Origin of the sequence: Acinetobacter sp. NBRC 100985, assembly GCF_000241225.1 — a bacterium.
GTDB classification, from domain to species: domain Bacteria; phylum Pseudomonadota; class Gammaproteobacteria; order Pseudomonadales; family Moraxellaceae; genus Acinetobacter; species Acinetobacter venetianus.
Window position 1 is genome coordinate 47828 of record NZ_BAEB01000022.1, and the last position, 15625, is coordinate 63452.

The following is a 15625-nucleotide window of genomic DNA, read 5'->3' on the forward strand; positions in this document are numbered from 1 at the left end:
ATATCCTTAAGAGGGTCTTTTCAAGACCAAGAGTATTGGGAACTTCAATCAATATTGCAATTCTTGATTATGACTATTTGGTATAACCTGACGAGTTCATGAACTAACTCTACTTATTATTATACTGATCTAACAATATGGAAAAATTATGAAATTTGGTACTGTTTGGAAATATTATTTTACTGAATCGTTACTAAAGGCGACCATTCGCACGCCAAGTCAGTTGAATTTAGCACCGAATGCTTTACGACCAGTTCTCGATCAACTTTGTCGCTTATTTCCACAAAATCCAACAGTACAAATTCGACCAATTCGTTTGGCTGGTGTACGTGGTGAAGAAATTAAAGCGCAAGCATCTGCAACGCAATTGATCTTTCATATTCATGGCGGTGCATTTTTTCTTGGTAGCTTAAATACTCACCGTGCTCTGATGACTGATCTTGCTGCGCGCACTCAGATGCAAGTGATTCATGTGGATTACCCTCTTGCACCTGAACATCCTTACCCTGAAGCGATTGATGCGATTTTTGATGTCTATCAAGCACTGCTCGTGCAAGGGATTAAACCAAAGGATATTATTATTTCAGGCGATTCATGTGGTGCCAATCTCGCACTTGCACTTTGTCTACGCCTGAAACAGCAACCAGAGCTCATGCCAAGTGGTTTGATATTAATGTCGCCTTATTTGGATCTGACACTGACCAGTGAATCGCTACGTTTCAATCAGAAACACGATGCATTGTTATCGATTGAAGCTCTACAAGCAGGTATCAAGCATTATCTAACCGACGATATCCAACCTGGCGATCCGAGAGTTTCTCCACTGTTTGATGATCTTGATGGCTTACCGCCTACACTGGTTCAAGTCGGTTCTAAAGAGATTCTGCTGGATGACTCAAAGCGTTTTAGAGAAAAAGCAGAACAAGCAGATGTCAAAGTTCATTTCAAACTCTATACGGGAATGTGGCATAACTTCCAAATGTTTAATGCATGGTTTCCTGAAGCTAAACAGGCATTGGCTGATATTGCTGAATTCGCACATTCGCTTGACCTAGACTAATCTGATCAAAATATATGCAAAAATGGTCAGCTATGTCTGACCATTGTCACTCTTAATTTATTTTTGTCATTATAAAATAAAAATCATCGGATATTTAGATAATAGACCGTTTTTCAAAGAATTTTTCCCTTTCTATTTTGCATTAAAAAGTCTTTAGCTAGACTTCATTCTCATTCCAAAGATGTTATTGTTATTTTAACAGTCATTTCTCGATAATTTTGATGACGAATTTACACTTATAAAGTTTCTTAGGAATCTCATTGCATATAAGGATGCATGCCAATGATAAAGATTCGATTTAAGGATTTAGCAAATACAGAAAAATGGAATTTTTCGCAGCTTTGGGAACATGAACCATTAATTAATTGGAACATGTTAAGAAAAACAATTTTGCTGCTAATCCTTGCTTCATTAATGAGCCTTTTTGGGATTATTTGGGACAGTTTTGTTCTACTGAATTCTGCGACATGGCAATGGGTTAATTTACCTTTGGTTCGTTCTAAATTATGGACCAATCTTATTATGCTCTGCGTATTTCTGAGCATGATTATCCCTTGTTATTTCTATAAAGATAAAAAATGGGTTCAGAATATTATTCCTATTCTAAGCGTACAGGTTTTTACTGTTCTGCTCTGCCACACAGGCTATTTGATCGGTAGTTTTAGTCCAGCAACCATGGTTGCTTATGTCAGTGTAGTGGGTGTTGGATTGGTCTTGTTTGATCGTAGAATGATTTATTGCGCCCTCGTACCTGCAACTATAGCGCTCTTATTTTGTAGTTTTTTAAGTATTTTTGGCATATTAACTTACGCGCCAATCTTTAAGCCTGAAGTGTTAAATCAAGCGCAAATGCACCCATTTTGGGTCGGCAGCATGTTTTTCTTTTTACTGCCTATTTTAATTGCTTGTTTATATCTTTTTGAAAGCTTACTCACCCAGTGGCGTACTCGCGAAACAGCTATTCAGGTGTTAAGTCGCCTTGATCCACTGACCAACGTGATGAATCGGAGAAGTATTAGCAATCACTTAGAGAAGCTATATCAACAGCCAGATCAACTGTATTCCGTTGTTCTGTTGGACTTAGATCATTTTAAAAGTATTAATGATCATTTTGGTCACAATATGGGAGATCAAGTGTTGGTCCAAGTAGCCAAATGTCTTTCAGATAATATTCGTGATCAGGATATGATTGGTCGCTTTGGCGGTGAGGAATTTATTTTATTGCTTCCCAATACCACCACACCTCATGCACAAAATGTTGCTGAACGTTGCCGTATGGCAATTTCCCAGCTGATTTTCACTACGGAAGATCATCAGGAGTTTTCAGTGAGTGCCAGTTTTGGTATTAGTAGCTCATTGAGTGCAGATGAGCCGCATTTAGTGATAAGTCAGGCAGATCAAGCCCTTTATGCGGTAAAAGCCGCTGGGCGTAATCAAGTAAAAATATTTACGGATTTAGTGGCGAATTAAAGCGAAGATCGTTGTATCTTCGCTTTATCAGTTCAACTAATCGATGAGATATTCCTCACGATTCTGACGGTAGGGTTCGTCAAAAGGTACGTACATTTGCTCTTGTTTGGCTTCGTCAATCCATTGTTGTACTGATGCAAGCGCTAATATTTTTTGCATATACATTTGGCTCAACTGAGAAATCGGTAGCTGATAGCACACGAAACGCATGACCACTGGTGCATAAAATGCATCGGCAATACTAAAATCACCACACAAGAAGCTGTCATCACTTGGACGTTCAGACCAAATTTGATCGATTCGTGCAACTTCTGCACGTAATTCAGCATTTTCATTCCACAATTGTTGTCCAATATGCGCCAAATCAGCTTCGACATTCATCGGACAGAAATTACGTAGGTTTTGGAAGCTGCTGTGCATTTCAGCGCTAATCGTCCTCGCTCTTGCACGTAATTTTTGGTCTGTTGGTAATAATGCTTTTTCAGGATTTTGTTCTGCGACATATTCACAAATCGACAGACTATCCCAAACTACTATGTCACCATCAACCAAAGCGGGTACTTTACCTGTGGGATTGAGCTTTAAAATTTCCGTTTTGAATTCACTGTCTGGCTCAAAGCTATCAAAACGAATTAAATGTTCTTCAAATGCAATATTGGCTTGTGTTAATAAAATCCACGGACGCATCGACCATGTTGAGTAGTTTTTATTTCCTATAAATAGCTGATAACTCATGATGATTTCTCTTTTAATTGCGCAAGCTGTTGCAGTAATTCAGATTTCTGGAATGCACCTGTTAAACGTAAAGTACGTATTTCTTTATGTTGCTGATCCAAGAACAAATAAGTAGGTGGTCCTAGAATATCCCACTGACTCAATAAAGCTTGATGTGATGCATCATAGTGGCTCAAATCAAGCTTAATCAGATAATACGGCGCAAGCGCGTTTTGGACTTCTGCATCTTTTAAAATACGATGCTCAATCGGCTGACATGCCACACACCAATCTGCATAAACATCAATCACAATCATACGATCAGTCGGTGCTGAAGCAAGAATTTGATTAAATTGATCAGCACTGTTGGCAACATGCCATTCGGCTAACTTGTCTGCTTGTACCGAACTCAGATTTTGGTAATGTTGATATTGATTGAATGCGAGCGCTGGAATCGCTAAAACCAGCAATACAGCATATAACCATTTCAGTTTGTTTTTTTGACCAAATAAGCGATAAACCGCATAAATAATAAAGGCGAGGCCTAAAATCAGACTCAAAATTTGGATCGCTAATTCTGGCAGGATTGGGCGAATGAAATAGAGACTGAGCGCCAGCATCAAAAAAGCAAAAATGATCTTGATTTGGTTCATCCAATCGCCTGCTTTTGGCAACACACGAGAGCCAAGCACACTTGCCAACAGCAAAGGAATCCCCATTCCAAAACCCAGTGCAAAAAGTAGTAAAGCTCCCTGCCATTGATTTTGAGTCTGAGAAATAAAGAGCAGTACACCTGCCAAAGGTGCGGTCATACAGGGTCCGACCAATAGCGCCGAAATCATCCCCATGATGCCTGCGCCCACCAAGGTACCACCCTGTTGTGCTGACTGCATCTGATCCAGTCGATTGACCCATTTTTGCGGTAATTTGATTTCAAACAAACCAAACAAATTTAGTGCAAACACCACAAACAATAAGCTAAAAGCAATGAGGGTTGCGGGTTGCTGTAACCAACGCTGAAAATTCAAACCTGCTGCTGATGCGATCATACCTAAAACAGCGTAAACCAGCGCCATACTCACCACAAAAGTAAGTGCAATCGACCAAGCGCGAACGCCTCTATGCTCACGAACAAGCAACGACGTGAGAATTGGCAGCATCGGCAATGAACATGGGGTAAAAGCCAGCAATATGCCTAAGCCAAGAAATAATAATAGGCTATAAGCCAAAGAGTGTTGTTCCAGACGGCTTGACCATTTTTGGTCTTGAGCCATAACCGTACCGTCAGCTTGCTCAGATGAGGTTACATTAGGTGCTTGTTCAGTTGTTTCTAACGAAGTGGTTTGAGTATCTAAAGCATTGGACGATCGTGCGAGATCCAAAAATCGTTTTTGTGCATTTGGATTGGTGTTTTGTACACTGACCAAACCATCTGCATCTGTTTGAAATTCAATATTTTGTGGAGGATAACAAATACGATCTTTGGCACAACCCTGCCATGTGACACGATAGTGTTGTGATGCTTGTGTGGGAATATCAAATTCGACTTGTTGATAATAAACTTGGCTATGACCATAGTTTTCATCATATTGATCAACAGCTTTTGGAAAATTAAGTGCAACCGCTTGATTGCCTTGCTGTACTTCAAATTTGTGCTGATATAAATAATAGTTCGGCTGAATCGTCCAATGTAAACGCGCTTGATTGGTCTTGGTCGATTCAACTGAAAATGTAAATGCATCTTCAGGGCTTAGTAAGGTTGCTGAATTGTCTTGCGCATAGGTCAAAGACCCGCAGAGTAATAGCAACGTTCCAATAAAATAACTTATCCATTGGGAACTGCGTTCACCCTGAACACACATTTTCATTATTTTCTCTCTGATGTGCTCCGAGACCTCATTTCAGTGCTTCAAAAATCATAGAAACAGGAATAACTCAGAGCATTTTTTCATTAAAATAAAACAGATACGCCTAAGCCACCGTTATAACTAGGTACGTCACCATTTAAATCGACACCAACACTTGCATCTAATTGTGCACGGTCATTAATCGCATAAATAAGGCCTGTACCTAAGCCATATTCATAGTCTTGACTTTCAGCTTTTCGATAAACGAACTCAGAATAACCTGATAATTTACCTGCAATTTTATAATCAATCGTTGGAATTGCGGTTACAGCCCAATCACTATTTTGTGCTTCGTAACGCATGGTAATTGATGTTCCGATGAGATCGCTAAACTTATAAGCGACTGCAGACGTTAAGCTATAAATGTCATCATGCGCTGTAAATTCATCGTTCCCTGTCGCAATAATTGCTTCAGCCAACAAAGCCATCGTTAAACGATCATCTTTTAAATCAATTGCCTTTTTTAGACCAATACTTACATCGCCTAAACCATTCGTTTCTTTAGTTTTACCCGCACGCTTATATTGCTGCCAAACTGGACCCTGCCAACCAAGTTGTAACTCAAGCCCATCCGCAAGACCTGTACGTAGCAACATATCGCCATTTAAAGTAACTGTTTTGGTTTTCTCACCATCAATCGTATCTTCTTGGTAACTCGCAGATGGTAGACCTTGCTCCCAAGCGAGTTGACCTACAGGTGTAATGCCCGTGCTGATCCCTGAACCTGGACGGTCAAAAGAAAAGTCTGCCGCAAAAGCTGTGCTTGCCATCATTGATACGGCTACGACGCCCAATGTCTGAATTTTTTTCATCATTATCCCCTGTTTCATTCTGTTGGCTAAGCTTATGCCGTTAGCTCTTTTGACATTTTCGCACCATTTTGACGGAGCAACTCTAGCGTTTCGCGCTCTTCTTTTAATGACTCTGACCAATCAATTTCATCAAATTCACAATCAAAGAACAGCTGACTAATAGACGATAAAATAGTTAGGCCTTCTTCATCGCGGGTATTTGGATCAACTTTTTCATCCAACAAACGTTGTACAACTGGTACACATGCTGAACTTGCTGCATCCCAAAGTGGACCATAAAACTCTTCGGCATCCCATAAATGCAGGTTTGCTTTTGCTTTAATCAGTGCATCTAAAATATCTAAATAGACTTGGAGTTCTTGTTGTTTTTCTGTCTCACTGAGTGGTTCACCAGCTTCATATGCTTCGCAAATCTTTTCCCACCAAGCAAATAAACCATCACAAATCATTGAGACAGGAGGACCTTGTTCAGGATCAATAAAATTTGGGTCGAGTCCTTCAGCAAGCAAAGATTGCACTTGGTTTAAGTCGAGTTGTTGTATGGCTTGCACCAAGGTCTGCTGTTGGTTACTTAACATGACCAATTCTCTCAATATTTTTAATGGTTCTATTATGCCGAATATCCTGACAGGTTTTTATAAAACGACCCAAAAATCATGTATAAATTTGATACACACATAAAAAAGCCCAACTAAGGGCTTTTTTTATGTCTTTACCGACATTTACGCTTCGTCATCGACCTCAACATCGACATATTCTGGCAAGCCACCACGATGATGGTCTTTTTTCTCATATAAATGTTCCAAACTACGTTTCAGCTTATCGATTGCACCATGAATAGATGCATCAATATTGGCTGCTTTATGAGTCACAGCAATTGGCTGCATTCCAGCTGGACGAGCTTCGATCATACAGCGTTTGTCATGATCGCCCGTTTTCTCCCCATTCTCATCACTAATATGAACCGAAAAATGTGTAATACGCTCGCTATAGCGTTGAAATTCTTGCGTAAGTTCTGCACGGACATAACTAATTAAACGTTCGCTACCTTGAATGTTTTTATCTGTACGGATTTCAATATTCATAAATATCTTCCTCTCTTTTCTGTGAGACGGTTCTACGAAACTTTATTTATTCAGCACACTTTGAGCATGCATTCATTCAGTGCAGTTGTATATTTTGATTATGTAAATGCTTGTCGTCTCCTTGCTTCACATCTGTTGCGTTTCAGTCATTTAGAAGATCTTCTCTCATTCCAATATCTGTCTTTCCTTATAAATATGCAAGCTGATTTTGCAGATTTTCATCGAAATATGATTAAAAAGTCAGCGCTCAAGCCTTGTCTTTTAAGTTGATTTTTGCCGTATACAATTCTTTTGAGCATTTGGTCAAATTTGGCTTTATTTTTGCTTCATAACTTGTATGCTTTACACGCCTTTTGTGGGGGAGATTTTTTAAATGCAATTGAAGCAACTTGCGGCTACATGTCTATTGGTATCTACAGCAGCTTTCGCTCAGGCGAAACCAATTTGGCAGGATTTCAGCTTAACTGGTTTATATGGTGAAAATTACGAAGTTGTTGATGAAAAACAAACAACTTTGACTGTTGAATATGCGGCAAAAGTTAAATATGCCGATGTATTCTTTTTTATGGATCGCATGCGTGGTAGCGACGATCATAAAAGCACTTATTTCGAACTTTCTCCACGTTTAAGCCTAGGCGAAATTTCAGGTCAAAAACTTGCTTTTGGTCCAGTGAAAGATGTTTTGATCTCAACGACTTGGGAAAGTAACAATGATGATTTCTCTAGTTTTGATAACTTCTTATACGGCGTAGGTTTCGATCTTGCAATTCCATATTTCCAATATGCGAATGTGAATTTCTATCGCGCAAACAACGAAAAAACTGCTGATGACTATCAAATGACGATCGCATATGCATTGCCATTTAAAGTATCTAACGAAGATTTCTTGGTTGATGGTTTCCTTGACTGGTCTACGGGTGAGAAAGATCATGCGAGCGAACTCAACTGGACAACACAATATAAGTGGAATGTCGGTAAACACATTTCACCAGACACTCGCTTATATTTAGGTGTTGAACATTCTGTTTGGAATAACAAATTTGGTCTTAAAAACCGTGACGAAAACAACGTCAGTGCTTTGATCAAATATCATTTCTAAGCCAATTAGAATGAAAAAAACAGTAAGGAATTCCTTGCTGTTTTTGTTTGTAGAGATCATATTGGAATCACTTGATATTTCTCGTATTGAAATATGATTTAATCTATATTTTTAATCTGCTTTGATGGTCTCACCCATGTCAGCTCTGATTTCACTTGCTCCAACAACACTCTCATCAGATTATCAAATTCGTTTTGCTAACTTACACGATCTCGAACCAATTCTCGCGATATATAATGCAGAGATTTTAAATGGAACAGCGAACTGGAACGATCAGGCTGTTTCTTTTGCAGACTACCGACAACGTTTTCTAACCTTACAAGAACAACAATTTCCAATGATTGTGGTTGAGGATTTGCAACTCAAGAAAATCGCGGGCTATGCCTATTATGCAAGTTTTCGGAGTATTTCGGGTTATCGTCAAACAATTGAACACTCTGTGTTTATCGATCCAAGTTATGCCCGTAAAGGGATGGGAAAAGCGCTCATGCAACAATTGATTCATCTGGCAAAACAGCAACAGATGCATATTATGGTTGCCGCAATTGATAGTGAAAATATGGGTTCAATTGTGCTACACGAACAGCTTGGTTTTGTACAAACGGGTTATATGCCCCAAGTTGGACAAAAAAAGGGAACTTGGCGAGACTTAGTTTGGATGCAACTACAGCTCAGCAACTAACAATTTCATCACAGCGCAAATCCATCATCATTGGATAAACTATTGCCATAGCAACTTTAAAAATATTGAAAATGATTAAAATATCTCAGCTCAGTTTCATCGCCATCACTGCCATTATTTCCGCAAGCAGTTTTGCTGAATCTTCTTTTGCAGAAGAGTTACAACAAGGTTGTGCCAAAGTAAAACAATATGCCCAGCAAGGTAAGAAGCTCTACGATCAAAAACAGTATGCTAAAGCAGTAAAACAATTTGAAGACCAAGCAGCATGGGCACATTTCTGTAAATTAAATGCTGATGAAAGCGGTATCCAAGTCAGCGATCGTGATATAGAAATCGCCAATAATAATGTCGGTTTAAGCTATGCCAAACTTGGAAAACCTCAATGGGCAAGAGTTTGGTTTCTTAGAAATAAAGACTCGAAAACCAGTCAATACAACTTAAAACAGCTCCCAAAACCCCAGATCACCAAAGATTTACAAGGTACTTATGTCCGAGCCAATGGTTTTGGGCAATGGGACTACATCAAGGTGAGTAAAAAGCAAAATAAATATGAAATCGACTTTGATGGTTATTACTTTGGACTTAGAGGTCTAATTTATGGTCCCAATATGGGTCAATTTGACACCAACATGCCTGTTACATCAAAGCAAGCCAGCTATCGTTATGAAGATTGCACCATCAAACTACAGTTTTTAGATGACCTACAAAATGGTCAAAAAATCGAGGTTGAGCAAAATAATGGTGATTCAACCTGTGGCTTTGGACACAATGTTTATGCTGGTGGCACGTTTTATAAGGTTGAAGGCAAATAAATCTAGTACCAACCATTTAATTTTCTAAATTGTATTTACCCACCATTCACTATTGTGACAGGCGACATGGATGTCGCCTTGTTCGACTGCGGTTACAAGGACGTACCGTCAGTCGAACAAAAGATTTTTGTTACTTTTGATCTTTCAAAAGTAAAATATATCACTCAGGCACATGACTTAGAAAACAGCTAAAAAATCATTAGTTGAAGAATATTAAATCGCCACCAACTCCCGAATCCCTTTTTCAGGCATCTCCTCACCTCTCCCATGAGCGACCACTTGCCCACGTGCCATTACCGTATAGGCATCCGCGAGCTCTTCGGCAAAATCATAAAATTGCTCAACCAAAATAATTGCCATTTCCCCTTGATCGGCGAGCTTGCGAATCACTCGACCAATATCTTTAATGATGGATGGCTGAATGCCCTCTGTGGGCTCATCCAGAATCAAGACACGAGGTTCTGATGCCAAAGCCCTCGCAATCGCAAGTTGTTGTTGCTGACCACCCGATAAATCACCACCACGGCGATGTTTCATTTCATCAAGAACAGGAAAAATCTCATATAAATGGCTTGGAACTTTACGCGTTTTAGCCCCTGAAAATTTAGCCATACCAATTAAAATATTTTCCTCAACGGTTAATGTCGAAAAAATATCACGACCTTGGGGCACATAAGCTAAACCGGCACGAACACGCTGCTCAGGTGTCATTTTTGCGATGTCTTTTCCATCCAATAATATTTCCCCCGACTTAATCGGCAGAATCCCCATCAAACACTTGAGCAATGTGGTTTTTCCCACTCCGTTACGTCCAAGCACAACACTACATTCGCCGACTGGGGCAGACAAAGACACATCACGAAGAATATGACTGCCACCATAAAACTGGTTGACTTGTTTAACTTCTAACATGGCAGTCTCCTAGCGTCCTAAATATTTTTCAATTACATCTTCATTGGCTTGAACCTCTGCCAATGTGCCTTCTGCCAAAATTGCACCTTGTGCCAAGACTGTGACTTTTTCACTAATGGTGTCGATAAAGCTCATATCGTGCTCCACCACCACCAAGGTATGATTCTTTTTTAATTCTAAACACAATTCAGCAGTCCGCTCTGTCTCTGCATCGGTCATGCCAGCGACGGGTTCATCTAACAAAATCAGTTTCGGACGTTGCATCAACAACATACCGATTTCCAACCATTGTTTTTGACCATGTGACAATAAGCCTGCGGGTTTATGAATGAACTCTTGCAGACGAATTTGCTGCAAACTCTCATCTAATGCCAACTGCGCTTCAGGGTCTAAACGACTAAAAAAGCTTTTCTTGACTCGTTTGTCTCGCGGCGCTGCGAGAAGTAAATTCTCCATCACCGTGAAATTTTCAAATACCGTTGGTTTTTGAAATTTACGACCAATTCCTGCTTCCGCAATCTGTTCAGTACTCATTTTGGCAAGATCATAATTCTGCCCAAAAAAAGCCGTGCCTGTCGTCGGACGAGTTTTGCCTGTGATCACGTCCATTAAGGTAGTTTTGCCTGCACCATTTGGACCAATGATGCAGCGTAATTCACCCTCTGCGATATACAGCGATAAATCATTCAAGGCACGAAACGAATCAAACCAAACACTGACTTTTTCTAAATAAAGTGCGATACCATGACTAAAGTCAGCGCCTTGAGGTTTAGCACGACCATAGCCCTCACCGAGTTGACCGCCATGTTGAGCAGAGTTTGTTAATAAATCACTCATTTAATTGCTCTCCTTTTTAAAACGGTCAAATAAACCAATCACACCTTTTGGTAAGAATAAAGTCACCACAATGAACAATGCGCCAAGGATGAGTAACCATGCTTCTGGTGCTGCCACGGTAAAATAAGTTTTCACTGCATTAATCAAACCAGCACCTAAAATTGGTCCAATCAATGTGCCACGACCACCTGCTGCGACCCAAACTGCCATTTCAATCGAATTCACAGGATTCATTTCACTTGGATTGATAATGCCTGCCTGCGGGACATACAGCGCCCCTGCAATGCCTGCAATCACCGCAGAAAGCACCCATGCAGACAGCTTGTACCAAAGCGTGCGATAACCCAGATATTGCAAACGATTTTCACTATCTCGAATCGCGCCAAGCACACGACCATAAGGGCGATTCATCAATTGACGTAAACCAATAAAACACAACATCAGAACCAAAGCAGTCATAAAACATAAGCTGGCACGCATCGGTGCTGAGGTGATGTCAAAACCTAAAATCGTTTTAAAACCAGTAAAACCATTATTGCCACCAAAGCCTGTTTCATTACGGAAGAACAATAGCGCTGCCGCAAAGGTCATGGCTTGGGTAATAATTGAGAAATACACGCCTTTAATTTTTGAGCGGAAAGCAAAGAAGCCAAAGATGAAAGCAATTAAGCCTGGAACCAGTACGACTAAAGCCAAGGCCCATAAAAAATGCTCTGTTCCGATCCAATACCAAGGCAATTCTGTCCAGCTCAAAAAGCGCATGAAATCAGGCAAGCCATCACCTGCCGATTCACGCATTAAGTACATGCCAAACGCATAACCACCTAAAGCGAAATACAAACCATGCCCTAAGCTCAAAATGCCTGCATAGCCCCAAACCAAATCCAATGCCAATGCGACTAAGGCCAAGCACATAATTTTGCCAATCAAGGTGATCCAGTAAGCAGACAAATAAAATGCAGAATCTGGAGAAAGTAAATGTAACCACGGTAGTGCCATCAATACTGCAAAGCAAATTGTAATCGCGACGGCGCTATACGGTTTATCTGCAAAGAGAGAAGTGATTTTCATTGGCTTACTCCACGAAACGACCTTTGATGGCAAACAAACCTTGTGGACGCTTTTGGATAAACAAAATCACAAGAACCAAGAGAATAATTTTTGCAAGAACAGCACCTAGACCGATCTCCAAGACCGTACCACTGATCCCAAGACCTAACGCAGCAAGTACTGCACCCCAAACTTGACCGACACCACCCACCACAACAACAAGGAAGGCATCAATAATGTAGTTTTGTCCCAAGTCAGGCCCGACATTGCCCACTTGAGCCAAAGCACACCCTGCAAGGCCTGCTAAACCAGAACCTAAACCAAATGCCATCATGTCGATACGCGCTGAACGAATCCCCACCGCACGCGCCATTTGACGGTTTTGCGTCACTGCACGCACGAATAAACCAAAACGAGTTTTATTAAGTAAGAACAGCAACAACAGCAACACCGCAACAGTAAAGCCAATAATGGCAATACGGTTATACGGCAGCATTAAACTTGGAGTAACGGCAATCCCGCCACTGAGCCATGCCACATTGGAAACTTCAACATTCTGAGCACCAAAAATCATGCGTACCGCTTGCATTAGGATCAGACTGACCCCGAAAGTTGCCAATAATGTTTCAAGTTGACGACCATAAAGCGGACGGATCACAGTGCGTTCAATCAACATACCAATTAAAGCACTCACTAAAAATGCAGCTGGAATCGCAGCCAATAAATACCAATCGACTAAGCCAGCAAAATGGGTTTTAAAGAAGCTTTGCACTACATAAGTGGTATACGCGCCGATCATGATCAGCTCACCATGCGCCATATTGATGACACCAAGCAAACCATAAGTAATCGCAAGTCCCAACGCCGCTAGAAGTAAAATACTTGCTGTACTTAGACCCGAAAATACATGCCCAGACCATTCACTCATTTGAATACGTGTTTTAATTTTCTTTTGCGCATCGACTAAAGCTGTTTTTAATACAGCATTATTTTGTGGTTGAGCTAAGCTCTGTTCGATCAATGCCAACACATCAGGACGATTAGAGTCTGAAAGAACTTTGACCGCTTCAATCTTGGTGAACTCATCGGTACTGTTAAAATCTAAACGCGCTTTCAATTGCGCTAAACGTGCTTTGACCTGATCATTTTTCTCATTCAGATAAAGTTGTTTTACCGTTGCAATATCTAGCTCATCCAAATTATTTTCTAAAATATCAACCGCTGCTAAACGTTGCGATGCGTCATTTGAATTGAGCTTAACTTTGGCTTGTCCGAAATTTAAAGCTTTGCGTAAAGTATTAACCAACGTCACTTGAGATAAGTCCGCAGGCCAGTTTTCAATGACTTGTTGTTGTGGATAGCTTAATAATTTTTCATCATCTTGCAGAATATAAGTATGTCCCACGCTATCAGTATAGAGCTGATTTTGATCAATATAAGCAACCAATTGATCAAGCTCCTCAATACTTGCAGGCCATTGATTCAACATCGCTCGGCGTGTTGCAAAATCTGCTTGAACAAAAGTTTGAATTGCATCTTGAGAAGCTATAGGCGTCACTGTTGTTGGTGTTATCGTCGATGTGGCTTGCTCTGCCCATACAGGGCTAAAAATCACTTGCGCCATGACACAGAGCAGCGCCAAAACATATTGTTTCGCCATATGACTCCCCTTATTTACTGTATTTTTGAAATGATTGAAGCGGAAAATGAAAATAAAGAAACCTGCTGCTTAAAACAGCAGGTTTGAAAGAAATTATTTAGGGATATATGGACTCCAAGGCTCTGCTTTGATGGTCTCAGGGGTTTTATACACCACATCAAATTGTCCATCTGCTCGGATTTGCCCAATCATCACGGGCTTGTGTAAATGGTGATTGCTCTCATCCATTTTTAAGGTATAGCCAGATGGTGCTGCGAAGGTTTGACCTGCCATTGCATCACGAACTTTATCAACATCGGTTGTGCCTGCTTTTTCAACCGCTTGTTTCCACATATTGATTCCGACATAAGTCGCTTCCATTGGATCGTTGGTCACGACTTTGTCTGCGTTTGGCAATTTATATTCGACCGCGTATTGCTTAAATTTATTCACAAAATCCGTATTTTTCGGATTTTTAACTGACATGAAATAGTTCCATGATGCTAAATGACCGACCAACGGTTTAGTATCAATACCACGTAGCTCTTCTTCGCCGACAGAGAAAGCCATCACTGGAATATCTGATGCTTTGATGCCTTGGTTACCCAACTCACGATAGAAAGGAACGTTTGAATCACCATTGATGGTTGAAATCACCGCAGTCTTTTTACCCGCAGAGAATTTTTTGATATTTGAAACAATGGTTTGATAGTTGCTATGACCAAATGGCGTGTATTCTTCCATGATGTCTGCATCGGCAACGCCTTTAGACTTCAAGAAAGCACGTAAAATCTTGTTGGTGGTACGTGGATAAACGTAGTCCGTACCGAGTAAAACAAAACGCTCAGCCTTACCGCCTTCGTCACTCATTAAATATTCAACAGCTGGAATCGCTTGTTGGTTCGGCGCAGCACCTGTATAAAAAATATTTTTAGATTGTTCCTGACCTTCATATTGCACTGGATAGAACAGCAACCCATTGAGTTCTTCGACAACAGGTAAAACAGATTTACGAGAAACTGAAGTCCAACAACCGAAAATTACAGCCACTTTATCTTGCGTAATTAACTGACGTGCTTTCTCAGCAAACAAAGGCCAATCAGATGCAGGATCAACAACAACAGGTTCTAATTTTTTGCCTAATACCCCACCATTGGCATTAATTTCATTGATGGTCATGAGGGCAGTATCTTTAAGTGATGTCTCAGAAATTGCCATCGTGCCTGAAAGTGAATGAAGAATACCCACTTTAATCGTGTCACCATCAGCTGCTGGTGTCGCTGTGGATTCTGTTTTTGTTTGTTCTGTTTTTTCCGCTGGCTTAGAACAACCGACCAAGCCTACCCCCATCATCGCTGCCATTAACACAGACATTGACATGAATTTATTTTGCATCTTTTTTCTCCACCCATTGATATTTTGATCTTTACTGAATGGAGTTATTCAATTTCTATGCCAACAATTTAAATTATTGTTTTATATTAATATTAACTATAATTTTTGGATAAAAATCCAATCTTGTATACAACACTGCATACAAAAAATA

Annotated in this window: 15 protein-coding genes; 5 read left to right on the forward strand and 10 right to left on the reverse strand. The window is 40.3% G+C overall.

Features of this window, described 5'->3' with window-relative positions; genetic code table 11:
• The first annotated feature begins 148 nt into the window (after nt 1-148).
• Complete coding sequence (locus ACT4_RS08535; protein ID WP_004878088.1) at nt 149-1060, forward strand: alpha/beta hydrolase; 912 nt, start codon at nt 149-151, stop codon at nt 1058-1060.
• A gap of 282 nt (nt 1061-1342) precedes the next feature.
• Nucleotides 1343-2530 carry a GGDEF domain-containing protein gene (locus ACT4_RS08540; RefSeq protein ID WP_007481397.1) on the forward strand — a complete coding sequence of 396 codons (1188 nt, stop codon included), beginning with the start codon at nt 1343-1345 and terminating at the stop codon, nt 2528-2530.
• Nucleotides 2531-2566: 36 nt separating this feature from the next.
• Here ACT4_RS08540 and ACT4_RS08545 read toward each other — a convergent pair whose 3' ends face one another.
• The 5 genes from ACT4_RS08545 to ACT4_RS08565 form a co-directional block, all read right to left on the reverse strand.
• Complete coding sequence (locus tag ACT4_RS08545; RefSeq protein WP_007481400.1) at nt 2567-3265, reverse strand: glutathione S-transferase family protein; 699 nt, start codon at nt 3263-3265, stop codon at nt 2567-2569.
• A complete protein-coding gene (gene dsbD, locus ACT4_RS08550; protein WP_007481402.1) occupies nt 3262-5112 on the reverse strand; it encodes a protein-disulfide reductase DsbD in 1851 nt (616 codons plus the stop codon). The genes ACT4_RS08545 and dsbD overlap by 4 nt, the downstream gene beginning before the upstream one ends.
• A gap of 83 nt (nt 5113-5195) precedes the next feature.
• Nucleotides 5196-5963, reverse strand: a complete 768-nt coding sequence (locus ACT4_RS08555; RefSeq protein WP_007481404.1) for a transporter — start codon at nt 5961-5963, stop codon at nt 5196-5198.
• Nucleotides 5964-5995: 32 nt separating this feature from the next.
• Nucleotides 5996-6541: an ankyrin repeat domain-containing protein gene (locus ACT4_RS08560; RefSeq protein ID WP_004878099.1), complete on the reverse strand. Its 546-nt coding sequence runs from the start codon at nt 6539-6541 to the stop codon at nt 5996-5998.
• Nucleotides 6542-6685: 144 nt separating this feature from the next.
• Complete coding sequence (locus ACT4_RS08565; protein WP_007481406.1) at nt 6686-7048, reverse strand: HPF/RaiA family ribosome-associated protein; 363 nt, start codon at nt 7046-7048, stop codon at nt 6686-6688.
• A 373-nt stretch (nt 7049-7421) separates the two neighbouring features.
• Here ACT4_RS08565 and ACT4_RS08575 point away from each other — a divergent pair, with 373 nt between their 5' ends.
• From ACT4_RS08575 to ACT4_RS08585, 3 genes are all read left to right on the forward strand, one after another.
• Complete coding sequence (locus tag ACT4_RS08575; RefSeq protein WP_004878102.1) at nt 7422-8147, forward strand: outer membrane protein OmpK; 726 nt, start codon at nt 7422-7424, stop codon at nt 8145-8147.
• A 136-nt stretch (nt 8148-8283) separates the two neighbouring features.
• The gene (locus ACT4_RS08580; RefSeq protein ID WP_007481408.1) at nt 8284-8829 is read left to right on the forward strand and encodes a GNAT family N-acetyltransferase; all 546 of its coding nucleotides are present in this window, start codon (nt 8284-8286) and stop codon (nt 8827-8829) included.
• 71 nt (nt 8830-8900) lie between these two features.
• Nucleotides 8901-9641, forward strand: coding sequence for a hypothetical protein (locus ACT4_RS08585; protein ID WP_007481410.1), 741 nt, complete (start codon nt 8901-8903; stop codon nt 9639-9641).
• 213 nt (nt 9642-9854) lie between these two features.
• Here ACT4_RS08585 and urtE read toward each other — a convergent pair whose 3' ends face one another.
• The 5 genes from urtE to urtA form a co-directional block, all read right to left on the reverse strand.
• Nucleotides 9855-10553: an urea ABC transporter ATP-binding subunit UrtE gene (gene urtE, locus ACT4_RS08590; RefSeq protein WP_004878106.1), complete on the reverse strand. Its 699-nt coding sequence runs from the start codon at nt 10551-10553 to the stop codon at nt 9855-9857.
• A gap of 9 nt (nt 10554-10562) precedes the next feature.
• Nucleotides 10563-11390 (reverse strand): urea ABC transporter ATP-binding protein UrtD, encoded by an 828-nt coding sequence (urtD, locus tag ACT4_RS08595; RefSeq protein ID WP_007481413.1) that lies wholly within the window; start codon nt 11388-11390, stop codon nt 10563-10565.
• The gene (urtC, locus tag ACT4_RS08600) at nt 11391-12461 is read right to left on the reverse strand and encodes an urea ABC transporter permease subunit UrtC (protein ID WP_007481415.1); all 1071 of its coding nucleotides are present in this window, start codon (nt 12459-12461) and stop codon (nt 11391-11393) included.
• A 4-nt stretch (nt 12462-12465) separates the two neighbouring features.
• The gene (gene urtB, locus ACT4_RS08605; RefSeq protein WP_007481416.1) at nt 12466-14100 is read right to left on the reverse strand and encodes an urea ABC transporter permease subunit UrtB; all 1635 of its coding nucleotides are present in this window, start codon (nt 14098-14100) and stop codon (nt 12466-12468) included.
• Between the two features lie 93 nt (nt 14101-14193).
• A complete protein-coding gene (gene urtA / locus ACT4_RS08610; protein WP_004878113.1) occupies nt 14194-15474 on the reverse strand; it encodes an urea ABC transporter substrate-binding protein in 1281 nt (426 codons plus the stop codon).
• Between the last annotated feature and the right edge of the window lie 151 nt (nt 15475-15625).